The organism is Knoellia aerolata DSM 18566 (assembly GCF_000768695.1).
GTDB lineage: Bacteria > Actinomycetota > Actinomycetes > Actinomycetales > Dermatophilaceae > Knoellia > Knoellia aerolata.
Genome location: NZ_AVPL01000021.1, coordinates 26190 through 49226 on the forward strand (window position 1 = coordinate 26190; position 23037 = coordinate 49226).

The 23037-nt window shown below is 72.5% G+C and carries 24 protein-coding genes and 1 tRNA gene; 16 read left to right on the forward strand and 9 right to left on the reverse strand.

The features are described from left to right. Positions 1–798, reverse strand: coding sequence for a peptidylprolyl isomerase (locus N801_RS09575; RefSeq protein ID WP_035936861.1), 798 nt, complete (start codon positions 796–798; stop codon positions 1–3). Between the two features lie 57 nt (positions 799–855). Between N801_RS09575 and N801_RS09580 the strand changes: the two genes are divergently transcribed. Together N801_RS09580 and hisS are read left to right on the forward strand one after the other, a co-directional pair. Next, positions 856–1557 carry an MBL fold metallo-hydrolase gene (locus N801_RS09580; protein WP_035936864.1) on the forward strand — a complete coding sequence of 234 codons (702 nt, stop codon included), beginning with the start codon at positions 856–858 and terminating at the stop codon, positions 1555–1557. Then, positions 1554–2909 carry a histidine--tRNA ligase gene (gene hisS / locus N801_RS09585; protein WP_035936866.1) on the forward strand — a complete coding sequence of 452 codons (1356 nt, stop codon included), beginning with the start codon at positions 1554–1556 and terminating at the stop codon, positions 2907–2909. Before N801_RS09580 ends, hisS begins: the two co-directional genes overlap by 4 nt. Here hisS and N801_RS09590 read toward each other — a convergent pair. Further along, the gene (locus N801_RS09590; RefSeq protein WP_035936868.1) at positions 2872–3483 is read right to left on the reverse strand and encodes a hypothetical protein; all 612 of its coding nucleotides are present in this window, start codon (positions 3481–3483) and stop codon (positions 2872–2874) included. The genes hisS and N801_RS09590 overlap by 38 nt on opposite strands. Before the next feature lie 56 nt (positions 3484–3539). On the opposite strand from N801_RS09590, the gene ald reads away from it, so the two are divergent. Genes ald through der form a run of 10 tightly spaced genes read left to right on the forward strand, consistent with a single transcriptional unit; the run spans position 3540 to position 13095 of the window. Further along, the gene (ald, locus tag N801_RS09595; RefSeq protein ID WP_035936872.1) at positions 3540–4655 is read left to right on the forward strand and encodes an alanine dehydrogenase; all 1116 of its coding nucleotides are present in this window, start codon (positions 3540–3542) and stop codon (positions 4653–4655) included. After that, on the forward strand, positions 4652–5572 hold the full coding sequence (gene xerD, locus N801_RS09600) for a site-specific tyrosine recombinase XerD (protein WP_035936875.1): 921 nt from the start codon (positions 4652–4654) through the stop codon (positions 5570–5572). Before ald ends, xerD begins: the two co-directional genes overlap by 4 nt. Positions 5573–5629: 57 nt before the next feature. Further along, entirely contained in the window at positions 5630–6574 is a 945-nt protein-coding gene (locus N801_RS09605; RefSeq protein WP_035936877.1) for a ParA family protein, read from the forward strand. A gap of 4 nt (positions 6575–6578) precedes the next feature. Further along, complete coding sequence (locus tag N801_RS09610) at positions 6579–7490, forward strand: segregation and condensation protein A (protein WP_084108618.1); 912 nt, start codon at positions 6579–6581, stop codon at positions 7488–7490. Then, positions 7483–8130, forward strand: a complete 648-nt coding sequence (scpB, locus tag N801_RS09615) for an SMC-Scp complex subunit ScpB (protein WP_035936883.1) — start codon at positions 7483–7485, stop codon at positions 8128–8130. Before N801_RS09610 ends, scpB begins: the two co-directional genes overlap by 8 nt. Further along, positions 8127–9050: a pseudouridine synthase gene (locus N801_RS09620; RefSeq protein ID WP_035936887.1), complete on the forward strand. Its 924-nt coding sequence runs from the start codon at positions 8127–8129 to the stop codon at positions 9048–9050. The genes scpB and N801_RS09620 overlap by 4 nt, the downstream gene beginning before the upstream one ends. Before the next feature lie 11 nt (positions 9051–9061). Then, positions 9062–10162, forward strand: a complete 1101-nt coding sequence (locus N801_RS09625; RefSeq protein WP_035936974.1) for a prephenate dehydrogenase — start codon at positions 9062–9064, stop codon at positions 10160–10162. Between the two features lie 23 nt (positions 10163–10185). Then, on the forward strand, positions 10186–10902 hold the full coding sequence (gene cmk, locus N801_RS09630) for a (d)CMP kinase (protein ID WP_035936891.1): 717 nt from the start codon (positions 10186–10188) through the stop codon (positions 10900–10902). A gap of 44 nt (positions 10903–10946) precedes the next feature. Continuing rightward, positions 10947–11582, forward strand: a complete 636-nt coding sequence (locus N801_RS09635; protein WP_245618341.1) for a lysophospholipid acyltransferase family protein — start codon at positions 10947–10949, stop codon at positions 11580–11582. 22 nt (positions 11583–11604) lie between these two features. Further along, the gene (gene der / locus N801_RS09640) at positions 11605–13095 is read left to right on the forward strand and encodes a ribosome biogenesis GTPase Der (RefSeq protein ID WP_052112814.1); all 1491 of its coding nucleotides are present in this window, start codon (positions 11605–11607) and stop codon (positions 13093–13095) included. Between the two features lie 14 nt (positions 13096–13109). On the opposite strand, the gene N801_RS09645 is transcribed toward der, so the two are convergent. Continuing rightward, on the reverse strand, positions 13110–14084 hold the full coding sequence (locus N801_RS09645) for a sugar-binding transcriptional regulator (protein WP_035936902.1): 975 nt from the start codon (positions 14082–14084) through the stop codon (positions 13110–13112). Positions 14085–14226: 142 nt separating this feature from the next. On the opposite strand from N801_RS09645, the gene N801_RS09650 reads away from it, so the two are divergent. After that, positions 14227–14994, forward strand: coding sequence for an SDR family NAD(P)-dependent oxidoreductase (locus tag N801_RS09650; protein WP_035936905.1), 768 nt, complete (start codon positions 14227–14229; stop codon positions 14992–14994). Between the two features lie 21 nt (positions 14995–15015). Here N801_RS09650 and N801_RS09655 read toward each other — a convergent pair whose 3' ends face one another. From N801_RS09655 to N801_RS09680, 6 genes are all read right to left on the reverse strand, one after another. After that, the gene (locus N801_RS09655; RefSeq protein ID WP_035936908.1) at positions 15016–15360 is read right to left on the reverse strand and encodes a hypothetical protein; all 345 of its coding nucleotides are present in this window, start codon (positions 15358–15360) and stop codon (positions 15016–15018) included. A gap of 425 nt (positions 15361–15785) precedes the next feature. Then, positions 15786–16802, reverse strand: a complete 1017-nt coding sequence (locus tag N801_RS09660) for a TolB-like translocation protein (RefSeq protein WP_035936911.1) — start codon at positions 16800–16802, stop codon at positions 15786–15788. Next, positions 16799–18115, reverse strand: coding sequence for an MFS transporter (locus N801_RS09665; RefSeq protein WP_211254702.1), 1317 nt, complete (start codon positions 18113–18115; stop codon positions 16799–16801). Before N801_RS09665 ends, N801_RS09660 begins: the two co-directional genes overlap by 4 nt. Before the next feature lie 92 nt (positions 18116–18207). Beyond that, positions 18208–18284 (reverse strand) — tRNA-Pro (locus N801_RS09670). 79 nt (positions 18285–18363) lie between these two features. Continuing rightward, on the reverse strand, positions 18364–19974 hold the full coding sequence (locus tag N801_RS09675) for a phospholipase D family protein (RefSeq protein ID WP_245618342.1): 1611 nt from the start codon (positions 19972–19974) through the stop codon (positions 18364–18366). Continuing rightward, on the reverse strand, positions 19971–21113 hold the full coding sequence (locus N801_RS09680) for a MalY/PatB family protein (RefSeq protein ID WP_035936913.1): 1143 nt from the start codon (positions 21111–21113) through the stop codon (positions 19971–19973). The genes N801_RS09675 and N801_RS09680 overlap by 4 nt, the downstream gene beginning before the upstream one ends. 70 nt (positions 21114–21183) lie before the next feature. On the opposite strand from N801_RS09680, the gene clsA reads away from it, so the two are divergent. Genes clsA through N801_RS09695 form a run of 3 tightly spaced genes read left to right on the forward strand, consistent with a single transcriptional unit; the run spans position 21184 to position 23035 of the window. After that, the gene (gene clsA, locus N801_RS09685) at positions 21184–21786 is read left to right on the forward strand and encodes a cardiolipin synthase ClsA (protein WP_035936915.1); all 603 of its coding nucleotides are present in this window, start codon (positions 21184–21186) and stop codon (positions 21784–21786) included. A gap of 41 nt (positions 21787–21827) precedes the next feature. Continuing rightward, on the forward strand, positions 21828–22706 hold the full coding sequence (locus tag N801_RS09690; protein WP_035936919.1) for a DUF881 domain-containing protein: 879 nt from the start codon (positions 21828–21830) through the stop codon (positions 22704–22706). After that, entirely contained in the window at positions 22703–23035 is a 333-nt protein-coding gene (locus N801_RS09695) for a small basic family protein (protein WP_035936923.1), read from the forward strand. Before N801_RS09690 ends, N801_RS09695 begins: the two co-directional genes overlap by 4 nt. Positions 23036–23037 lie beyond the last annotated feature (2 nt).

A 23037-nucleotide genomic window follows, 5' to 3' on the forward strand; every position in this document is an offset into this window, starting at 1 on the left:
CTATGCCTTCTTCTCAGTCACGGCAACCCGAAGGATGCTGATGGGTGCCTTGGGGGCACCGATGGTCTCCGACTCGCCGCCGGGTTCGACTCCCGCTGCGGCGACCTTGTCGACGATATCCAAACCCTGGGTGATCGTGCCGAAGATCGTGTACCCGTTCGCGTCGGGGAGCTTCGTCTCGCCGTTGACGAGGAAGAACTGGCCGCCGTTGCCCTTCTCGGGGTCCTGCGTGCGGGCCATGGCCACCGTGCCGCGCGGGTAGGTGCCGCCGGCAGGGGCGTTCTCGACGCCGAACCCGTAGCCCGGGTTGCCCTGCCCGGTGCCGGTCGGGTCGCCGCACTGGAGCAGCTTGAAGCCGTCACCGACGCCGAGGCGCTGGCAGGGGGAGTTGAGCCAGTAGTCGGCCTTGGCCAGCTGGATGAACGAGGCGACCGCCTGGGGCGCCTTGGCGCCGTCGAGGTCGAGGACGATGTCGCCGCAGTTGGTGGTGAGCGTCGCCGTCCAGGTGGCAGCCTTGGCCGTCGCCTTGTCGGGCAGCTCGAGCTTCGCGGCCGTGCCCAGCGGCTTCGGCGGCTGCTCGCAGCCCGCGGCGTGCGGCTGCGACGCGGCAGGCTCGGGGTCCGGCTCGGGCCTCAGTGCCACGGCGAGGCCCGCGACGAGGCCGGCCACGACGAGGCCCGTCCCGAGGATGGCCGCGATGCGCTTGGTGCGTTCGCGCCTCTCGGCCCGCAGGGCCAGGGTCTTCTGCTGCTTCTCCCACCGGCGGCGGGCCCGCTCGCGCTCCTGCTTCTTCGTCACCCGGGTGAGTCTAGGGAGCGGGTGTCGCCGCCGCGCACCCGACTAGGGTTGGGCGCCGTGCTGACCATCGCCTTCCCTGCCGCGGCCTTCGGGACCAACTGCTACGTCATCGCCGCCGGCGAGGGGGAGGAGTGCCTCGTCGTGGATCCCGGCATCGGCGTCGAGGAGACCCTGCGCGAGGTCCTCACCGAGCACCGGCTCAAGCCCGCCGCCGTCCTGCTCACGCACGGCCACGTCGACCACGTGTACTCGGTGACGCCGGTGTGCGGCGGCGACACCGCGGCATACATCCACTCGGACGACCGCTACCGGCTCGCCGACCCCCTCGGGTCCGCGAGCCCGGGGCTCGTCGAGATGCTCGAGCAGCAGTTCGGCCGGGCGGCGACGTGGCAGGAGCCGAGCACCGTCGTCGAGGTGCACGACCGCCAGCGGCTCACCCTCGCCGGGCTCGACGTCGACGTCCTCCACGCGCCGGGCCACACCGAGGGGTCGGTGATGTTCGGGTTCGACCGGCTCCCCGACGGTGTCCGCGCCCCCGAGGAGCTCGACCGCACCATGGTCACCGGCGACGTCCTCTTCGCCGGCTCGATCGGGCGCACCGACCTCCCCGGCGGCGACGGGGACGCGATGCAGCGGTCGCTGCGCGACGTCGTGCTGCCCCTGGCGGACTCGACGCTCGTCCTTCCCGGCCACGGGTCGGCGACGACGATGCGCCGTGAGCGGGGCACCAACCCGTACCTGCGAGGATTGGCCACGTGAAGGTCACCAAGCTCAGCGGATTCCCCGAGTACCTCCCGGCCGAGCGGATCGTCGAGCAGCACTTCCTCGACGTCATCCGCGAGACCTTCGAGCTGCACGGGTTCACGTCGTTGGAGACGCGGGCCGTCGAGCCGGTGGAGCGACTGCTGGGCAAGGGCGGCGACGCCGACAAGGAGATCTACGGCGTCACCCGACTCGCCGACGAGGGGGGGCAGGCCTCGTCGCGTGACGTCGCGCTCGGCCTGCACTTCGACCTCACCGTGCCGTTCGCCCGGTTCGTCCTCGAGAACGCCGGGCGCCTGACCTTCCCCTACCGCCGCTACCAGATCCAGAAGGTGTGGCGGGGTGAGCGCCCGCAGGAGGGCCGCTACCGCGAGTTCACCCAGGCCGACATCGATGTCGTCGACGTCGGCGAGCTCAGCGCCCACTTCGAGGCGGAGATGCCGTTGGTCGTCGCCGAGGTGTTCGCGAAGCTGCCCATCGGGCGGATGACGATCCAGGTCAACAACCGCAAGATCCCCGAGGGCTTCTACAAGGGCATCGGCATCGAGGACGTCGCCGGGACGCTCCGGATCGTCGACAAGCTCGACAAGGTCGGGCCCGACAAGGTCGCCGCCCAGCTGCGCGAGGCCGGACGCACCGACGAGCAGGCCGCGCAGTGCCTGGCCCTGGCGGCCATCCGCACCGAGGACCTCTCGTTCGTCGACCGGGTGCGCGCGCTCGGGGTGGAGCACCCCACCCTCGACGAGGGCCTCGACGCCCTCGCCGCGGTCATCCGCACGGGACTCGAGAACGCACCGGGGGCCATGGTGGCCGACCTCAAGATCGCTCGCGGCCTCGACTACTACACCGGCACCGTCTACGAGACCCAGCTCGAGGGCCACGAGTCGTGGGGCTCCTTCTGCTCCGGCGGGCGCTACGACGCGCTCGCCAGCGACGGGAGGACGACCTACCCGGGCGTGGGCATCTCCATCGGCGTCTCCCGTCTGCTCGGGCTGCTCCTCTCCCAGGGCCTCGTCACCGCCTCCCGCGCCACCCCCGCCGCCGTCCTCGTCGCCGTGGTCGAGGAGGACTCGCGACGCGCCTCCGACGCCGTCGCCCGGGCACTGCGGGCGCGCGGCATCCCCTGCGAGGTCGCGCCCACCGCGGCGAAGTTCGGCAAGCAGATCCGGTACGCCGACCGGCGGGGGATCCCGTTCGTCTGGTTCCCGGGTGACGGCACGGGGCCGGGGCCCGGCGATCAGGTCAAGGACATCCGCTCCGGCGACCAGGTCGACGCGGACCCGCAGACCTGGTCGCCGCCGGCCGAGGACCTCAGGCCGTCCGTGGGGGCGCCAGCCCCGAGTCCCTGAGCTCGAGCAGGGCGAGAGCCCTGATCGTGTCGCGCTCGCCGCGACGCCACGCCCCGCTGGGGTCGGCCGACACCCTGGCCAGCGCCGCCATCGGCTGGTTGGCCATGGCCCGCAGCGCGAACAGGTCGAGGTCGTCGTCGGCGTCGATGAAGCGCTGCGCCGCGGAGGCCCGACGCACGAACCGACCGCGGGCGACCGCCCACCAGATCCCGACGATGAGGATGGGGACGAGGGCCGTGGTCCAGCCGATGAGCAGGGCCAGGCGCTCGACGGCGCTCACGAGGTCGGTACCCGCCCGCTCGATGTCGGTGCCGGCACCGGCGGCGGAGCGGAACGGGCCGGCGATCCGGTCGTCGAGGAGCGGCAGGTCGTCCACGCCGTCACCCGCGCCGGTCATCTTCTCGCGGAAGCCGGCACCAGCGCTCTCCAGCCGGCGCCCCGGCTCGGCCAGGGCCATCGTCACGTCGTGGACCCGTCGCCCCACCCAGGCCCACAGGGCGACCCACGCGACGAGCGAGAGGTCGGCGAGGATCTGGACGAGGCGTCGGCCGGGCAGGTCTGCATAGAGCTTCACGGCCCTAGACTCGCATCGCGGCAGACCCACCGCAGCCCACGACGAAGGAGTCACCGGTGCGCATCGGCATCCCCAGCGAAGTCAAGAACAACGAGTTCCGCGTCGGCATCACGCCTGTGGGCGTGCACGAGCTGGTGGGCCGGGGCCACGAGATCCTCATCCAGAAGGGCGCCGGCCTGGGGTCGTCGATCCCCGACGACGAGTTCGTGGCGCAGGGCGCCCGGATCGTCGACAGCGCCGACGACGTCTGGGGTGACGCCGAGATGGTGATGAAGGTCAAGGAGCCCATCGCCGAGGAGTACCACCGGCTGCGTGAGGACCTCACGCTCTTCACCTATCTCCACCTGGCCGCCGACGAGCGCCTCACGAAGGAGCTCGTCGCGAAGCGGACGACCGCGATCGCCTACGAGACGGTGCAGCTCCCGTCGGGCCTGCTGCCGCTGCTCTACCCGATGTCCGAGGTCGCCGGGTGCCTCGCGCCCCAGGTCGGCGCCTACTCGCTCATGAAGCCGCAGGGCGGCCGTGGCGTCCTCATGGGTGGCGTCGGGGGCGTTGCGAACGCCAAGGTCGTCATCATCGGCGCCGGCGTCTCGGGGCAGAACGCCGCCAACATCGCGCTCGGCATGGGCGCGGACGTCACGCTCCTCGACACCGACCTCGACAAGCTGCGGATGAGCTTCTGGCGCTACAACAACCGCGTCCACGGGCTCGCGTCGTCGACGCTGACGATCCGCCAGCAGGTCATGGAGGCCGACATGGTCATCGGCGCGGTGCTCGTCCCCGGCGCCAAGGCGCCCACCCTCGTCTCCAACGAGCTGGTGTCGCAGATGAAGCCCGGCTCGGTGCTCGTCGACATCGCCGTCGACCAGGGCGGGTGCTTCGAGGACACGCACGCGACGACCCACGCCGACCCGACCTACGAGGTCCACAACTCGATCTTCTACTGCGTCGCGAACATGCCCGGTTCGGTGCCCAACACGAGCACGTGGGCGCTCACCAACGCCACCCTTCCGTATGCCGTCCGGCTGGCCGAGAAGGGCTGGCTCGAGGCGTCGCGGGCCGACGAGTCGCTCGGCCTGGGCATCAACACCCACGCCGGCGAGGTGGTCTACGCCCCCGTGGCCCAGGCGCACGGGCTCGCCCACCGTGACGTGTCCGAGGTGCTCGCCTGAACGCGGTCGACCGTTCGGCCCGCGCCTGGCTGACCCACCTCGACGTCGAGCGGGGGGTGTCGGCGAACACGCTCAAGGCGTACCGACGTGACCTCGCCCGCTGGACGGCATACCTCACCGCCATCGGGGTCGACGACCCCGCGACGGTGACGGAGCGGCACGTCACCGAGTTCCTCGCACGGCTGCGTGAGGGCGGCGAGGAGCACCCGCCGCTCGCGGCGAGCTCGGCGGCGCGCACCCTCGTCGCCGTGCGCGGACTGCACCGGTTCCTCGCCCTCGAGGGCGACGTCGAGGCCGACCCGGCCGCGGCGGTGAGCCCGCCGCCGCCGCCGTCGCGGTTGCCCAAGGCGATCAGCGTCAGCGAGGTCCAGCGGCTCCTCGCCGCCGCGGCGGTGGGGGACACCCCCGCCGCGCTGCGGGACACGGCTCTGCTCGAGGTCCTCTACGGCACCGGAGCGCGCATCTCGGAGGCGGTGGGGCTCGACATCGACGACGTCGACGTCGAGGCGGGCGTCGTGCGGCTGCAGGGCAAGGGCGGCAAGCAGCGGCTCGTGCCGCTGGGCTCGTACGCGCGGGAGGCGCTCACGGCATACCTCGTCCGGGGGAGGGGGACGTTCTCCGGCAAGGGGCGAGGGACGCCCGCGATCTTCCTCAACCAGCGCGGCTCGCGCCTGTCGCGCCAGAGCGCCTGGTCCCTCCTGCGCGTCGCGGCCGACCGTGCCGGGCTCTCCGGCCACCTGTCACCGCACACGTTGCGGCACTCGTTCGCGACGCACCTGCTGGAGGGCGGTGCCGACGTGCGTGTCGTGCAGGAGCTGCTGGGCCACGCGTCCGTCACGACGACGCAGGTCTACACGCTCGTCACCGTGCAGCAGCTGCGCGAGGTCTACGCGCAGAGCCACCCTCGTGCCCGCTGATAAGGTCGTCCCGATCAGCGGGACGCTGACCGCCTGCACGCCAGTTCCGGGAGAGAGATGGATTCGTCAGACATCGACGCCGTGGTGACCACCGTGGATGACCCCACCGACACCGCGAGCAGACACGGACACCTGCCCGGGACGGAGAACGCCGGCAACGGCACGCTCGGCCCCACCGGCCGTCCCCTTCCCCACTTCCCCGAACCCCCGGTGCTGACCAGCCACGGCCCGGCGCGGGTCATCGCCATGTGCAACCAGAAGGGTGGCGTCGGCAAGACGACGACGACCATCAACCTCGGGGCCACCCTCGCCGAGTACGGCCGGCGCGTGCTGCTCGTCGACTTCGACCCCCAGGGCGCGCTCTCGGTGGGCCTGGGCATCCCCGCCCACAAGCTCGACGTCACCGTCTACAACCTGCTCACCGAGCGGGGTCACGACGTGCGCGACGTCATCCAGAAGACCAAGGTCGAGAACCTCGACGTCCTCCCCGCGAACATCGACCTGTCGGCGGCCGAGGTGCAGCTCGTCGGCGAGGTGGCCCGCGAGCAGATCCTCGCGCGGGTGCTCCGCCCGGTCCTCGACGAGTACGACGTCGTCCTCATCGACTGCCAGCCCTCGCTCGGCCTGCTCACGGTCAACGCGCTGACCGCCGCGCACGGCGTGCTCATCCCGCTCGAGTGCGAGTTCTTCGCCATGCGCGGCGTCGCCCTGCTCGTCGAGACGATCGAGAAGATCACCGACCGGCTCAACCCGCGCCTGCAGGTCGACGGCATCCTCGCGACGATGTACGACGGCCGCACCCTCCACTCCAAGGAGGTCGTGGCCAGCGTCGTCGAGCACTTCGACGAGCGGGTCTTCCACACCGTCATCAGCCGCACGGTCAAGTTCCCGGACGCGTCGCTCGCGGCGGAGCCGATCACGACCTACGACTCGACCCACAAGGGCGCCGCGGCGTACCGCCAGCTGGCCAGGGAGCTCATCGCTCGTGGCGGAGCAGCCTGACACCATGACCGACGCCCCCGGCGGAGTCATCACCCGACGGGCGGCGACGACCGCGTTCGAGGTCCACCTCGACGTCTTCTCCGGCCCGTTCGACCTGCTCCTCGGTCTCATCTCGAAGCACAAGCTCGACATCACCGAGATCGCGCTGGCCAAGGTGACCGACGAGTTCATCTCGCACATCAAGACCGAGCAGGCCAAGGGCGGCGACGTCTGGGACCTGTCCCAGGCCTCGGAGTTCCTCCTCGTCGCCGCGACCCTGCTCGACATCAAGGCCGCCCGGCTCCTGCCGCAGGTCGGTCCCGAGGACGAGGACGACCTCGCGCTCATCGAGGCCCGCGACCTGCTCTTCGCCCGGCTGCTCCAGTACCGCGCGTTCAAGGACATCGCGAGCACCTTCGGTGAGCGCATCGCCGCGGCCGGCCGGATGACCGCACGCCAGGCCGGCCTCGAGCCGCAGTTCGCCCGTCTGCTGCCCGAGCTGGTCATGACGATCACCCCGGAGCAGCTGGCGATGATCGCCGCCGGCGCCCTCGCGCCCAAGATCCCTGACACCGTCGGCCTCGGCCACCTGCACGCCCCCACGGTGAGCGTGCGGGAGCAGGCCACGATCATCGGGGAGCGCCTGCGCCGTGAGGGGGTCGCCTCGTTCCGCACCCTCGTGCGCGACGCCGACAACACCCTCGTCATCGTGGCCCGCTTCCTCGCCCTCCTCGAGCTCTTCCGCGAGTCCTCGATCGCGTTCGAGCAGGCCGAGGCGCTCGGCGAGCTCACCGTCCGCTGGACCGGACCGATGGAGGGCGACATCGAGGTCGAGGACGAGTTCGACGACGACGTCGTGCCGCCCGAGGACGCGGCCACCCCCGACTCCGACGACCCCGCACCGCCCACCGATCAGCGAGAGGCTGACCATGACTGATGCACCCGCGCCCGCGCCGGAGCTCCTCGACGAGGGAGTGGTCGAAGAGGCCCCGCAGGACCAGCTCGCCTTCGACGTCGACGACTTCCCCGGAGGCCGCACGAGCGCCATCGAGGCGGTGCTCATGGTCGTCGACGAGCCGGTCACCGAGCTCGCCCTCGCCTCCGCCCTCGAGATCCCCGTACCCGACGTCGAGGCGGCGCTCGCCGAGCTCGAGGAGGGGTATGCCGCGCAGCAGCGGGGCTTCACCCTGCGCCACGTCGGCGGTGGCTGGCGCATCTACAGCCGACCCGACTTCGCGCCCGTCGTCGGCAAGTTCATCCTCGACGGCCAGCAGGCCAGGCTCACGCAGGCCTCCCTCGAGACCCTCGCGGTCATCGCGTACCGCCAACCCGTGTCACGCTCTCGGGTGGCAGCGGTGCGCGGCGTCAACGTCGACGGCGTGATCCGCACGCTCCTCTCCCGCGGACTCATCGAGGAGCGGGGCTCGGACGAGGAGTCGACCGCGACCCTCTACGGCACCACCCCCCACTTCCTCGAGCGGCTCGGCCTGCAGTCCCTCGATGACCTACCCGCCCTTGCTCCCTACCTTCCGGAGGTCGACGTGCTCGACGAGATCGCAGAGAGTGGCCGGTCATGACGCCGCCACCCAGCCGACGCGGCGGACCCGCGAAGAAGCCGTCCGGTGGACGCGGCCGGGGCACCACGCCCGGTGGCCGCGGTGGCCGCGGCGCGGACAGCCCGGCCCGTCGCCCCAGCGGCATCGGCACGACGAAGGCCAGCCAGCCGACGCAGCTGCCCCCGCGGCGTCCCGTCAAGCCGATCGACGTGCACGACCCCGACGGCATCCGGCTGCAGAAGCTGCTCGCCGCCGCCGGCGTGGGCTCGCGCCGCGTGTGCGAGCAGATGATCGCCGACGGTCGGGTCGAGGTCGACGGCCAGGTCGTCACCGAGCTCGGAGTCCGGATCAACGCCGAGCAGGTGGTGCACGTCGACGGCGTGCGGGTCACCCTCGACGAGTCGCGGGTCTACCTCGCCTTCAACAAGCCGCTCAACGTCGTCACGTCGATGAACGACGACCTCGGCCGCATCGACATCGGCGACTACTTCGGTGACCGCAAGGAGCGGCTCTTCCACGTCGGCCGCCTCGACGCCGACACCGAGGGCCTGCTCCTGCTCACCAACGACGGCGACCTCGCCCACCGGCTGCAGCATCCCAAGTACGGCGTGCTCAAGACCTACCTCGCCCAGATCCGTGGCCCGGTCCCGCGCGACCTCGGCAAACGGCTGCGTGAGGGGGTCGAGCTCGACGACGGTCCCGTCGCGGTCGACTCCTTCCGCGTCGTCGACTCACAGCCCGGCAAGGCGATCGTCGAGGTGATCCTCCACGAGGGCCGCAAGCACATCGTGCGCCGGATGCTCGCCGAGGTCGGCTTCCCGGTCCTCTCCCTCGTGCGCACCCAGGTCGGCCCGATCCGGCTCGGCGACACCAAGCCGGGCAAGTTCCGCCGGCTCACCAAGAGCGAGGTCGGCGAGCTCTACTCCGCGGCGGGGATGTGACCGACGGGTCGGTGCCTGCCGCCCGCGTCCACGTCATCGGCACCGGTCTCATCGGGACCAGCCTCGGCCTGGCGCTGACCCGGGCCGGGCGCGTCGTGACGCTCGAGGACATCTCCTCGACCAACGCCGCCCTCGCGCGCGACCTCGGTGCCGGATCCCTGGCGTATGCCGGTGACGCACCCGCCGCGGCTCGTCCCGACCTCGTCGTGGTCGCCACACCACCCGACGTCACCGCGGCCACCGTCGCGGCGGCGCTGGAGCGGTGGCCGGACGCGTGCGTCACCGACGTCGCCTCCGTCAAGGGAGCGGTGATCGACGGGCTGCGTTCCCGTGGAGCCGACCTCACCCGCTTCTGCGGCTCGCACCCCATGGCGGGACGGGAGCGCAGCGGCGCCGTGTCGGGGCGCCACGACCTGTTCCACGGGCGGGCCTGGGTGCTCAGCCCGACGGTCGAGACCTCCGACGCGGCGGTCGACCTCGTGCGGTCGGTCGCGGCCTCCGTCGGCTCAGCCGTGGTGACCCTCGACCCGACCGAGCACGACGCCGCTGTCGCGTCCGTCTCGCACGTGCCACAGCTCGTCGCCAGCCTCGTCGCCGCCCGGCTCGAGCACCTCGCCGACTCGTCGGTCGCGCTGGCCGGGCAGGGGCTGCGCGACGTCACCCGCATCGCGGCGAGCGACCCGCACCTGTGGACCCAGATCCTGTCCGGCAACGCACACGCGGTCCGCGACGTGCTCGCCCTCCTGGCCGTCGACCTCGACGGGGTCATCGGCGCCCTCGACGCCCTCGGCGCGGACACCGACGCCCCGGGCGCGCGCGGCACCCTCGCGCGGGCCATCGCCGCAGGCAACGCCGGCCACGCGCGGATCCCCGGCAAGCACGGTGCCGCGCCGACGGCATACACCACCGTCCGGGTCCTCATCCCGGACGAGCCGGGGCAGCTGGGGCGCCTCTTCGCCGACGTCGGTGCGATCGGCACCAACATCGAGGAGTTCCACCTCGACCACGGTCTCGGTCAGGCGTTCGGGCTCGCGGAGATCGACGTCGTGCCCGGATCCGCCGCCGCGCTCGCCGACGGGCTCGAGCAGCGTGGGTGGCGGCTGCACGGCTGACGCCCGGCCCTAGGCTGGCCGCCATGACCCGCGAGACCGAGCCGCTCACCATCGCCATCGACGGCCCCTCGGGGTCGGGGAAGTCGAGCGTCTCGAAGGCTGTCGCGGGCCGGCTGGGCATCGGCTACCTCGACACGGGCGCCATGTACCGCGCGCTCACGTGGTGGTGCGTGGACCGGGCGATCGACCTCGGCGACCACGCGGCCGTGGCGATCGCCGCCGCCGACCTGCCTCTCGAGCTCTCCGCCGACCCCGAGGCGCAGCGCGTCGTGGTCGCCGGCACCGACGTCACCGCCGAGATCCGCTCGACGGCGATCAGCGCCGAGGTCTCGAAGGTCGCCACCAATACCGCCGTGCGGCCGATCCTGCAGCAGGCCCAGCGCGACCGCATGGCCGCGATCACGGCGGAGACCGGCGGTGTCGTCGCCGAGGGCCGCGACATCACGACCGTCGTCGCGCCGGACGCCCTCGTGCGCCTGCTCCTCACGGCGAGCGAGGACGCGCGGCTGCGTCGTCGCTCGGCCGAGGTCCACGGCAGCGCCGACGAGCACGCGATCGCGGCGACGCGCGACCAGGTGCTGCGGCGGGACCGCGACGACTCCGCCGTCTCGCAGTTCACGGTCGCGGCCGACGGTGTCGTCACCGTCGACACCTCCGACCTCGACTTCGACGAGAGCGTCGAGGCGGTCCTCGCCGTCGTCGCCTCGGTCGCCGGGCACGCCTCCACCGACGCCCCGTGACCGCGCAGCCGCCCGCGGCGTGGCGGGCGACGGCGGGACGCGTGGTGAGCCGAACCCTCGTGCGGTCGCTCTACTCCGCGGAGGTCCACGGCCGCGAGCACGTCCCGGCCACGGGACCGGTGGTCCTCGCCGCGAACCACACGGGCTACCTCGACGGAGCCGTCGTCCACGGGCTGTCCCCCCGACCCGCCCACTTCCTCGTGCTCGCGTCGACGTTCGAGCGGGGGATCGGCCCGGTCCTGCGCCACAGCGGACAGATCCCGCTCGTCCAGGGCACGGGCTCCCGCCAGGCCCTGATGGCCGCGCTCGGCGTGCTGGAGCGCGGGGGAGTGGTGGGGATCTTCCCCGAGGGTGGGCGCGGGCGCGGCGACCTGGCCCGGGTCGAGAAGGGGGTCGCCTGGCTCGCCGTCCAGGGCGGGGCGCCCGTCGTCCCCGTCGCCTGCCTCGGGACCCGCGCCACCGGGGCCCTGGCCGACTCGTGGCCCCGGCTGCGCAGCCGTCTCGTCGCCGACTTCGGTGCGCCGGTCGTGCTCGCGGAGGAGGACGGTACACCGGGCCGGGTCCGCCTCGACCGGGCGGCGGAAGAGATCCGCACCGCCCTCGCGGACCACGTCACCGCGGCGAGCGCGCGGCACGGCATCGCCCTGCCGACGGACGTCCCGCCCGACCTGTGGGACTGAGCACCACGTCGGCTGGGGGAGAATGGGTGGTATGAACACCCCCGAGACCGACCAGACCGTGACCGACGACGGGTCGCTGGACGAGTCCGTCACGCATGCGCTGCGCGCGGGCCTGGCCGAGTTCGAGCTGAGTGACGAGGACTTGGCGCTCGTCGAGCGGGGCGACGACGCGGTCGGTCACGAGGAGCCCGAGGGGCCCCTTCCGGTGGTCGCCGTCGTCGGCCGCCCCAACGTCGGCAAGTCGACCCTGGTCAACCGCATCATCGGCCGCCGTGAGGCCGTCGTCGAGGACGTTCCCGGTGTCACCCGCGACCGCGTCGCCTACGACGCCGAGTGGACCGGTACCCGCTTCACCCTCGTGGACACCGGTGGCTGGGCCATCGACGCCAAGGGGATCCACCTCCGGGTCGCCGAGCAGGCCGAGATCGCCGTCGAGCTCGCGGACGCCGTCCTCTTCGTCGTGGACGCGGTCGTCGGCGCCACCGACGACGACGCCGCCGTGGTCAAGCTGCTCCGCCGCTCCGGCAAGCCGGTCATCCTCGTCGCCAACAAGGTCGACGACCAGCGGACCGAGGCCGACGCCGCCGCCCTGTGGAACCTCGGACTCGGTCAGCCGTGGCCGGTCTCGGCGCTCCACGGCCGTGGCAGCGGCGAGGTCCTCGACGCCGTCGTCGACGTCCTGCCCGACGTCTCCGCCGTCGGCGCCTACCGGCCCGGGGGGCCCCGCCGCGTCGCGCTGCTGGGTCGGCCCAACGTCGGCAAGTCCTCGATGCTCAACAAGCTCGCCGGCAGCGAGCGCGTCGTCGTCGACGAGGTCGCCGGCACGACCCGTGACCCCGTCGACGAGTTCATCGAGCTCGGCGGCACGACGTGGCGTTTCGTCGACACCGCCGGCATCCGCCGACGGGTCCACCAGACCCGCGGGGCCGACTTCTACGCGTCGCTGCGCACCCAGACGGCCCTCGAGAAGGCCGAGGTCGCCGTCGTCCTCGTCGACGCCTCCGTGCCGATCACCGAGCAGGACATCCGGGTCGTCCAGCAGGTCGTCGACTCCGGGCGAGCCCTGGTCATCGCCTACAACAAGTGGGACCTCACGGACGAGGAGCGTCGCCACTTCCTCGAGCGCGAGATCGAGCGCGAGCTCGTCCAGATCCCCTGGGCGCCGCGCGTCAACGTGTCCGCCTCGACCGGTCGCCACATGGACCGCCTCGTGCCGGCGCTCGACACCGCGCTGGAGTCGTGGGACACCCGCATCCCGACCGGGCGGCTCAACGCCTTCCTCGGCGAGATCGTCGCCGGGCACCCGCACCCCGTCCGCGGCGGCAAGCAGCCCCGCATCCTCTTCGCGACCCAGGCCTCGACGCGCCCCCCGCGCTTCGTGCTGTTCGCCTCCGGCTTCATCGAGGCGGGCTACCGCCGGTTCGTCGAGCGCCGGATCCGCGAGGAGTTCGGCTTCGAGGGCACGCCCATCGAGGTGTCGGTCCGGGTGCGCGAGAAGCGCTCTCGTCGCTGACCCCGTCGGGCGGTTCAGCCCGCCCAGTCGGCGTCGTCGAGGAGCCGCTGTGCGAACTCGGTGTGCGTCACCAGTGAGGTGAGGTAGCCGCCACGGATCCCCGCGAGGGCCGCCGGCACCTTGTCGAGGGCGTAGGCGACCCCGATGACCTCCGGGACGCGGCGGAGCTGCGCAGCGCTGATACCGATGATCCGGCGGCTCACGGGGGTCTCGACGGGCAGGCCCCGCTCGTCGAGGAGCACGCCCGAGAGGTCGGCCCGCACACCGCACTCCCGCACCGCCTGCTGCTCCGGAGCGGTGAGGGCGTCGTGGAGCGTGGAGCTGGGCGGGTCCCACCCCCCGACACCGACCACGGCCTTGGTGACGGTCGCGAACCGGGCGACCGCCTCCGCGACCGCGGCCTCGCGGTAGAGCCCCTGGGCCGTCTGCTCGTCCCCGACGACCATGGGCGCGTAGAAGACCGACGCGGGGGCGCCGACGCCCCGGGCGATGCTCCGCACGACGTCGACGGAGCTCGGTTCGACGTCCGCGCGGGCCAGTGCCCCGGTCAGCTGGACCACGCGAGCCGCGTCGAGGCCCCGGAGGTGGGTCGCCAACGCCAGCACGACGCGGGCCCAGCCGATCCCGAGGACGTCGTCCGCCGTGGAGATCCGGGTGAGGAGGTGGGCCGCCGCCGCCCCGAGCTCGTCCCGGGTCCGCTCGTCGTCGCCCTGCGGCACGTGGGCGACGACGGCGTGGGTCAGGCCGAAGCGGTCGCGCAGCCGCCGGCCGAGCTCGAGCTCGAGCGAGCCGACCCCGGCCACGGTGATCCGCACGAGGCCGCTGCTGCGCGCCAGATCGAGGAGGCGGGCGACCTTGAACCGCGTCACGCCCAGCTCCTCGGCGATCTGCACCTTGGATCGGTCCTCGAGGTAGTGCATGCGGGCGACGCGGGCTGCCACGACGGCCTCGACCGGGCCGGAGAACGGTGCGTGGGGTGGTGCAGCCATCGGTCCTCGCTCGTCTCGTGCCGACTCTTGACACCGAGCGTAACGTTTGAGCGTTCGCGGTGGTGCCGGTGCTCACATGAGCCAGGCGTCCGGGTCGCGGACCGGGCGACCGCCTTCGACCCCCCACGGGAAGGACAGTGACATGAACGCCATGGACCGCTTCAGCCTCGACGGCCGGGTGGCCGTCGTCACCGGTGGCACCCGAGGGCTCGGGGAGGGGTTCGCCACAGCACTGGCCGACGCGGGGGCCTCGGTGATGCTCGTCGGCCGCGACGCCGAGCGCGGCCGCCTCGTCGCCGACGGCATGACCGCACGGGGCCTGGCGGCCGACTTCACGCGAGCCGACGTCACCGTCCCGGACGACGTGACGCGCACGCTCACGTCGACCCTCGAACGGTTCGGCCGGGTGGACGTCCTCATCAACAACGCCGGCGCCTGCGTGCACGCCCCGGCGCTCGAGGTCACCGACGAGGACTGGCGCCACGTCATGGACGTCAACCTCGACGCGGTGTGGCAGTGCGCCCGCACGTACGGCCGCCACTTCGTCGGCCAGCGCTCGGGCGTCATCGTCAACATCGGCTCGATGTCCGGTCTCGTCGTCAACCGCCCGCAGTGGCAGCCGGCCTACAACGCCTCGAAGGCGGCGGTGCACCACCTGACTCGGAGCCTGGCCGCGGAGTGGGGCCCTTCCGGGGTGCGCGTCAACGCCCTCGCGCCGGGCTACATCAAGACCGACATGTCTCCCGTGGACGAGCCGCGGTTCCGCCGGTACTGGATCGACGACGCGCCGATGCAGCGGTACGGCTCGGTCGAGGAGCTGGCCCCGGCCATCGTCTTCCTCGCCAGCGACGCGTCGAGCTTCGTCACCGGCTCCGTCCTCGTCGCGGACGGCGGCTACACCGCGTTCTGAGCCCGCAGGTCGGTCCTCGGCCTACGGACGGTTGACGTACCCGGCAGTGCAGGCCGCGTTCGCAGCCGGAGTGCCGTAGACGAACAGCTCGAGGTGCTCGCCGGGTTGCCCGAGGTGGACGAGCACGTGCAGCGGATGCATCCGCCCGTCGGTGGGAGCGATGTCCACGTTCGGGTTGTGTTCGAAGACGGACAGCGGCAGCACGACGAGCTCCTCACCAGCCCCTTCGGCCAGGACGACGCACATCCCGTTTCCCACCACCTTGGTGTGGGTGTGGTCGGCGGACGCCGAGGGAGACATCGCGACGACGACACCTCCTGTGGCGACGGCGACGGCTGCTGCTCGAATCGCGTTCCGCACGTACATGTGTAGCTCCCCTCCACGGCCGACTTCGGCACTGGCACCCTCGGACGATCGCAGCGTCTCAGCGAGGCCCGACGGGCACAACCGTCCGATGTGACTACGGCCGAGGAGCCCGTCTGTCCCCGAGCGGTCTCGCGACTGCCCCCACCACTGATTGCGCATTCCGGTCCCAGGAGCCCGACTTATTGCGCATTCCGGTGGCACCGAGCACCGCTGCGGCTTCCGCGGTCTGACCGGAATGCGCAATAAGTCGGGCTGACGCCGGGTCCGCCCCGGCTGAGAGAACTCGGGCCGCGGAGGTGGGGGCGGCGGTGCCGTTGGGCGGCGCTGGTGAGGGAGCCGACGCTTGTACCGAAGGAGCGGGCGCCCCACAGCTGCCTGTAGGGGCCGGGCGGGTCGGGCATCGTCGGGCCGTCGGGCCGCACTGCTCAACCTGCGCGCACCACGGCAGGCGACCAGGCCGCCGGGATGAGGACCTCGGCGGGCGCCGAGCCGTCCGCGGGGGCCACCCACACGTCGGCTCTGGCCCCGCCACCTGGTGGCGCGAGGCCGAACACGACGTGGTCGTCGTCCAGCCACTCGATCTGGTCGTCCACGCTGCGGGGGGCGTCGACGACCGCCTCGCTCCCGTCGGCCAGCGCCCGCACCCGCACCTCCCACGTGGTGGGCCCGGTGGCACTCTTGTACGCGAGCAGCCGTCCGTCGGGCGACAGGGAGGGACACTCGGCCGGCACGTCGAGCATGACGAGCGACCTGGTGCCGATGTCACCCCTGGCGAGGTACTTCGTGCCGCCCGTCATGACGGTGGCGTAGAACGACGTGCCGTCACCGGCGAAGGTCACTCCCCAGACGTTGACGTCCGGGGCGGAGTAGGGGCGTCCCCGGCGGCTCACGGCGAACGTCTCCACGTTGCCCAGCGAGTCACCGGACTCCATGTCGTAGATCTCGGTCTGCGTCGAGAAGCCGCCCTGGGCGTACGAGTGACCGACGACGAAGGTGGTGGTCGCGGCCCACCGGCCGTCGGGCGAGACCCTGGCCCGGCTGGGGATGCCCGGTGTCGACAGGCTGTGCCGCACCGACAGGTCGCCACGCAGCAGCAGCACGCGCGCCGTCGTCACGGCAGCCCGGTCGACCTGCAGGCAGACCCCGCCGGTGCGGCTCAGGTGCAGCCGCTCGCACGAGAGGTCGGATCCCGCGGGCGCGGCGGCGGGGTCCGCGACGGGCACCGTGCCGACGGTGCCGTACCCGGCGTCGACCGCGGTGCGCCGGAAGGCGATGAAGTCCCCCGGGGGTGGGAAACCGGGGGAGGCGGACGTCCCCGGCGACGGTGCGAGCGCTGCGGTCGACTCGCCCCTGGCGGCCATGAGCACGTAGCCGACGGCCCCGCCCATCGCCATGACCACCACCACCGCGAAGGTGACGAGCCGCGCTCGGGCCGAGCTCACGGGAGCACCGCCGGTGGGGTGGACCGGCGCACCAGCGTCACCGCTGCACCGACGGCGACGGCCAACCCGAGGCCCATGAGCAGGTACGCCAGGTCTGCACCCCAGCGACCCGACAGGAGCCCGAAGCCCACGGACGAGACGAACGCGGCCACGGCCACGACGGTGCGGGCCAGCGACAGGCCGGAGGCCCGCGACACCTCGGGAAGGGTCGCCGAGACGGCAGCGGCGAGCACCCCGTCGGTCGCGGCGTAGTACAGACCCATGAGCAGGAGCGCGACGACCGCCGTCGCGACGGTCCCCAGCGAGCCGACGACCACGGCATACACGCCCAGGAGGGCGACGTGGCCGGCGAGGTAGACGCGCATCCGACCCCACCGGTCCGCAACGCGCCCGACGGGGACGGCGAACACCGTGTACGCGAGGGCGAGGCCGACGGCGAGGAGCGGGAACACCCGGGCGAGGTTCTCGTCCCGGTCGAGCAGTGCGAGGAAGACGAAGGCGTCACTCACCGTGAACACGGTGAGCAGTCCCGCGAGCCCCACCCTGCGGACGAACGCGCGCGAGTGCAGCAGCGCCGTCAGGTCGGTACGGGTGAGCCGTGGTCGGCTCGGGGCTGCGGCGGTCGCCGCCGTCGGCGCTGCCCGCGGCGCTGCCGACGGCGGATGCCCGGGCACGAGGAGGACGAGGACGGCGAGCCCGACGAACCCGAAGGCCGCACTGACGACGAAGACGGCGTCGAACTGCCCGGGGACCAGCATGAGGACCCCGAACGCCACGAGCGGGCCCAACATCGCGCCGATCGTGTCGAGGGCCCGGTGGACGCCGAAGTTGTAGCCGAGGTCCGACGGGTGGGAGGCGGTGGCGATCATGGCGTCGCGTGGTGCCGTGCGGATGCCCTTCCCGACCCGGTCCACGGAGATGAGCCCGGCCACCCCGACGGCGGTGGACGCCAGGAGGAGCATCGGACGGGTGACCGCGGACAGCCCGTACCCCACCGACGCGACCAGCTTGGGGCGGCGCAGCCAGTCGGACAGGACGCCCGCGGCCATCGTGGAGACACCCGCGACCCCGCGGTACAGCCCGTCGACGAGGCCGAACTGCGCCGGGCTGAGGCCCAGCTGCAGGACGAGGAAGACCGGCAGGACCGCGGTGAGCATCTCCGACGAGATGTCGGTGAAGAGGCTGGTGAGGCCGAGGAGGACGACCGTCCGGGGGACCGCAGCACGCCGTGACCGCGAGCCGGCCCGCCGGTCGACCGGCAGGTTGCGGAACGAGACGTACACGGCGCTCCCGGGGTCGTCGGGTGCGACCACTGTAAAAGCCGGGCGCCTCGACTGTCCGGAGATCACGAAACCCCGGACCTGTGAGGGTCCGGGGTCCCGGGCCGATGTCCGGGGACATCACGTGGTCGGGCTGACAGGATTTGAACCTGCGACCCCTTGACCCCCAGTCAAGTGCGCTACCAAGCTGCGCCACAGCCCGTGGCTTGCTCCCACGTCACCGTGAGAGCGATCGAACCTTATCCCATGGCGCGCGCCCCGACCGAATCGGTTGCGCGGGGTCAGTAGGACCGGCGCCGACGCAGCGACGAGGGCCGCCCGTCCGGGTCCCCGACGAGCCGCTGGGGCACCTCGAGCACCCGCCGGAGGACCGGGCCGATGTCGGGTTCGCGGACCCGGCGCAGCCGCCCGGCCGGACGCGCGCCGAGCATCCCGCCGTCGTGCCACGCCTGCAGTGCCGTGGCGGACGCGGCGTACGCGGCGAACATCGCGGGCGCCGACACGCAGTCGGCCATCGCCGCCTCGTGCTCGGGACCGGACAGGGGACGGTCGAGGTGCTCGGCCGCCAGCCGCAGGCGCAGCGAGCGGGCGAACGGCGAGTGGTCGACCCCGGACTCGTCGATGACGAGGGCCGCCAGCTCGGAGTCGTGCGTCCACGACCGGCGGTTGACGTTGTCGGACCCGATCGTCGCGTACCAGTCGTCGATGACGAAGACCTTGGCGTGCACGTAGACGGGCCAGCCCGTGTGGTTCTCGATGCCGTATGCCGCGAAGCGGTCCGGTGCCGCCTCCGACAGCTGGGCGATGGCCTCGAACCTGCCCTCGAGCTGCAGCAGCTCGGCCGTGCCGCTGAGGTCCGGACGGTGGGGGAGGACGGTGAGGAGGTGCAGGTCGGGGTTCGACCGCAGGGCGTCGGCGAGGGCGGACGTCACCGAGGACGACCAGAGGTACTGCTCCTCGATGTAGATGAGGTCGCGTGCCCGGGAGATCGCGTTGAGGTGCGCGCGCGCGATGGAGCGCTCGCCCCGGGGCGCGAACGGGTAGGCCCGACCGAGGTGGCGGTGCGGGTACGTGCGCAGCAGCTGGACGACGTGGGTGCCCCCCTCGACCGGATCCGGCGCGGGCCGGGTCGGCGGCAACGGCGTCGGCTCGTCCTTGACGCGACCGATCCGGTCGCGCAGCCTCGAGTGCCAGGCCGGGGTGAGCGGGGAGGGGTCCTCCCAGCGTTCGCGGAAGACCGTCTCGACGTCACCGACCGCGGGGCCGGTGATGGCGCAGTGGACGTCGTGCCAGCCGGGGCGTGGCCCGTACTCCGGGGCGAGCCCCTGCTGCTGTGGGTCGCCGTGGTGGTCGGAGTCGTCGCGACGCGAGTGGGCGACGTCGATCCCGCCGACGAAGGCGATGTCGCGCGAGGGGTCGTCGCGGTGCCTGACGACGACGAACTTCTGGTGGTGGGAGCCGCCGCGACGGACCCGCATGTCGAGCACGACCTCGGCGTGCTCGTCGTCCTCATCGGCGAGGTCCTCGGCGACCTCGCGGTTCTCCTCGGCGGAGAAGTCGAGCTGCTCGGTGTGCGAGCGCCAGACGAGGACGCGCACGTGCACGTTGCGGTTCTCGGCGCGGTCGAGGACGGCGAGCAGGGAGCTCGACGGGTCGTCCGTGAGCTGCTGGTCGCCGTCGATCCGCCACCCGGCGAACATCACGAGGTCGCCCTCGGTCGTCGCCTCGAGCACCTCGTGGAGCTCGGCGAAGTAGGTCGCGCCGTCGACGAGCGGCCGCACGAGGTTGCCGGTCGACCATGCCTCCTCGCCGGGGTGGGCGTCGTCGAGCCGGGTGTCGGGGTTGTCGCGCTCGCTCGCGGTGAGCAGCCAGCGGGTCACGTCGGGGTTCACGCGAGCGACCCTGCCATGCGCTCGACGGCTTCGGTGACGATTGCGGGCGACGTCGCGAGGTTGAGCCGCACGTGGCCGCGCCCGGAGTCGCCGAAACCGGGTCCGGACGAGAGTGCCACCCGGCCCCGTTCCCGGAACGCCGCGGCCGGGTCGTCACCCAGCCCGAGGGCCCGGCAGTCGAGCCAGGCAAGGTAGGTCGCGGCCGGTGCGGCATACCCGACCTGCGGGAGCCGCTGCGCGAGAAGGCGACCCAGCAGGTCGCGGTTCGCCGCCAGCTCGCGGTTCACCTGGTCCAGCCACGGCCGCCCCTCGGTCCACGCGGCGACGGCCGCGATCTGACCGAGGTGGCTGGCGCCGTGCGAGTGGACCTCGTGGAACGCCACGTCGGGGGGCGCGTCGGAGCCGACCACCGCGAGGGCCGCCCGGAGTCCGGCGAGGTTCCACGCCTTCGTCGCCGACACCAGGCTGACCCCACGCTCCCCGCCGGGCACGGTGAGGTAGGGCGTGAACACCCCGTCGTGCACGATCGAGGCGTGGATCTCGTCGGCGATGACGACGACGCCGTGGTGGTCCGCGAGCGCGGCGAGCCGGGCCAGCTCGTCGGCGGTGTGCACGGCTCCGGTGGGGTTCTGGGGGTTGCACAGCAGGTATGCCGTCCGCTCACCCCGCGTGGCCGCCTCACCGAATGCCGTGTCGAGGGCCGTGGGGTCGAGCCGTCCCGACGCGTCCAGCGGCGCGTCCACGACGCGGCGACCGGTCATGGCGACGAAGCCGAAGAACGCGTTGTAGACCGGCGCCGAGACGACGACGGGCCCGCCCGGGTCGGTGACGCGCCGGATGACCTCGCTCACGCCGGTCATGACGTCCGCGACCGGTGACGTGCGCGAGGTGTCGAGGGTCCACCCCCAGGTGTCGGCGGCATACGCGGCGCCGGCCTCGACGAGCTCGTGCCCGAGCGGGTAGCCCGTGTCACCCCGCACCAGGGCCGCCGTCACCGCCTCGACGACGGGCGGGCACGGCTCCGCGTCCATCTCGGCGACCCAGAGCGGCAGGACGTCGTCGGCGTACTGCCGCCACTTGACGCCGGTGCGGCGCGCACGCCAGCCGTCGGCGTCGCCGGAAAGGATCGGGGTGGTCATGGACCGACTGTAGACACGGCCCCGGGACAGCCGTGGCAGGCCGTGGCGCGCGAGCGAATAGGCTGCACCCATGACTGCCGGTGAGAGCGTCCGGGGGACCGACAGCGCCCCCGTCGACCGCGTTCTCACGCTGCCCAACGCGTTGTCCACGTTGCGCCTGCTGGGTGTCCCGGCGTTCATCTGGGCGATCGCGACCCAGCACGACGCGATCGCGCTGGTCATCCTCGTGGCGTCGGGGATCACCGACTACCTCGACGGCAAGATCGCCCGCCACTACGGCCTCGTCTCCCGGGTCGGCCAGCTCCTCGACCCGCTCGCCGACCGCCTCTACATCGTCACGACCCTCGTCGGCCTCGCGTGGCGCGACATCATCCCGTGGTGGCTCGTCGTCGTGCTCTTCGCCCGTGAGGCGTTCATGGGGGTCGTCGTCCTCGTCGCCCAGCGGCACGGGTGGACCGGACTACCGGTGCACTTCATCGGCAAGGCCGCGACCTTCAACCTCCTGTACGCGTTCCCGGCCCTGCTCATGGCCGACGGTGACGGTGCGCTGGCGACGGTCATGCGGCCGGTCGGGTGGGGCTTCGCGTGGTGGGGGACCGTCCTGTACTGGGTCGCAGGGATCCTGTATGCCGTCCAGCTGCGCCGGCTGCTCGCCCAGCGGGGGGCCCCGTGAGTCCGCAGGTCACCGTGCCGCCGCGCCGACCGGACGCGTCCATGACGCTCCTCACGTCGATGATCGAGCGTCCCCTCGACCCGGGGTACGCCGCCGCCGCGGAGCGTCGAGAGCGGGCCGGGCTTCCCCGTGCGACGAGTCTGGCCTCGCCCCGGCTCGTGCTCTTCGTGGTGCTCGTCGGGGTGCTCGTCGGCATCGCCGCCGTCCAGCTGCGGGGGGGCGAGACGACGAAGCAGCGCACCAAGTCCAGCCTTATCGAGCGCATCGAGCAGCATCAGGAGACCGTCGACACCAGGGCCGCCGAGGCGGGTGCGCTGCGCTCGGAGATCTCCACCCTCGACGCCGAGACCCTGCGCGACGTCAGCGAGTCGCTCGCGGCCGACGTCGAGCGGCTCTCCCTCGTCGCCGGCGCGGTGCCGGTCCGCGGCCCCGCGTTCGTCGTCACCGTCGACGACGCGCCGACGGCCGGTGACGAGGCCTCCGCGCCCGACCCGCGCGCGGACACCGACAGCACCGACGGCAAGGTCATCGCCCGCGACCTGCAGATCCTCACCAACAGCCTCTGGGAGGCCGGCGCGGAGGCGGTCTCCATCAACGGGCAGCGGCTGACCACGACGGCCTCGATCCGCTTCGCCGGCGAGGCGATCCTCGTCGACTACCGTCCGCTCAAGCGCCCCTACGTGCTCACGGCCATCGGCAACCCGGGACGGCTCCCCGCCACGTTCGCGGACGGCAACGGCGGCACCTACCTCTCGACGCTCAAGAGCTCCTTCGGGATCCGGGCGGAGACGGCGGTGCGCAAGCAGGTCACGATCCCGGCATCGGCCACGCTGCGGACCCGGGCCGCGGTGCCCGCGGTTACGCTCGACCCGTCAGGTACGCCGAGCCCGGCGCCATCGTCCGAAGGAGACCCGTCGTGATCCCCGCCCTGGGCCTCGTCGTCGGCATCGTCGTCGGCGTCCTGCTCCAGCCCGAGGTCCCGCTCTGGCTCCAGCCCTACCTTCCCATCGCGGTCATCGCGGCGCTCGACGCCGTCTTCGGTGCCGTCCGGGCGGTCCTCGACGGCATCTTCAACGACAAGGTGTTCGTCATCTCGTTCCTGTCCAACGTCGTCGTCGCGGGCTTCATCGTCTACCTCGGCGACCAGCTGGGTGTGGGCAGCCAGCTCTCGACGGGCGTCGTCGTCGTCCTGGGGGTCCGGATCTTCTCCAACGTCGCGTCCATCCGGCGCCACCTCTTCAACGCGTGAGC

Excerpts from the sequence above, each read along its gene's own strand:
- N801_RS09605 (WP_035936877.1), top strand. The coding sequence starts at position 5,630 with ATGGATTCGTCAGACATCGACGCCGTGGTGACCACCGTGGATGACCCC.
- N801_RS09610 (WP_084108618.1), top strand. The coding sequence starts at position 6,579 with ATGACCGACGCCCCCGGCGGAGTCATCACCCGACGGGCGGCGACGACC.
- scpB (WP_035936883.1), top strand. The coding sequence starts at position 7,483 with ATGACTGATGCACCCGCGCCCGCGCCGGAGCTCCTCGACGAGGGAGTG.
- N801_RS09620 (WP_035936887.1), top strand. The coding sequence starts at position 8,127 with ATGACGCCGCCACCCAGCCGACGCGGCGGACCCGCGAAGAAGCCGTCC.
- cmk (WP_035936891.1), top strand. The coding sequence starts at position 10,186 with ATGACCCGCGAGACCGAGCCGCTCACCATCGCCATCGACGGCCCCTCG.
- der (WP_052112814.1), top strand. The coding sequence starts at position 11,605 with ATGGGTGGTATGAACACCCCCGAGACCGACCAGACCGTGACCGACGAC.
- N801_RS09645 (WP_035936902.1), bottom strand. The coding sequence starts at position 14,084 with ATGGCTGCACCACCCCACGCACCGTTCTCCGGCCCGGTCGAGGCCGTC.
- N801_RS09650 (WP_035936905.1), top strand. The coding sequence starts at position 14,227 with ATGAACGCCATGGACCGCTTCAGCCTCGACGGCCGGGTGGCCGTCGTC.
- N801_RS09655 (WP_035936908.1), bottom strand. The coding sequence starts at position 15,360 with ATGTACGTGCGGAACGCGATTCGAGCAGCAGCCGTCGCCGTCGCCACA.
- N801_RS09680 (WP_035936913.1), bottom strand. The coding sequence starts at position 21,113 with ATGACCACCCCGATCCTTTCCGGCGACGCCGACGGCTGGCGTGCGCGC.
- clsA (WP_035936915.1), top strand. The coding sequence starts at position 21,184 with ATGACTGCCGGTGAGAGCGTCCGGGGGACCGACAGCGCCCCCGTCGAC.
- N801_RS09690 (WP_035936919.1), top strand. The coding sequence starts at position 21,828 with ATGACGCTCCTCACGTCGATGATCGAGCGTCCCCTCGACCCGGGGTAC.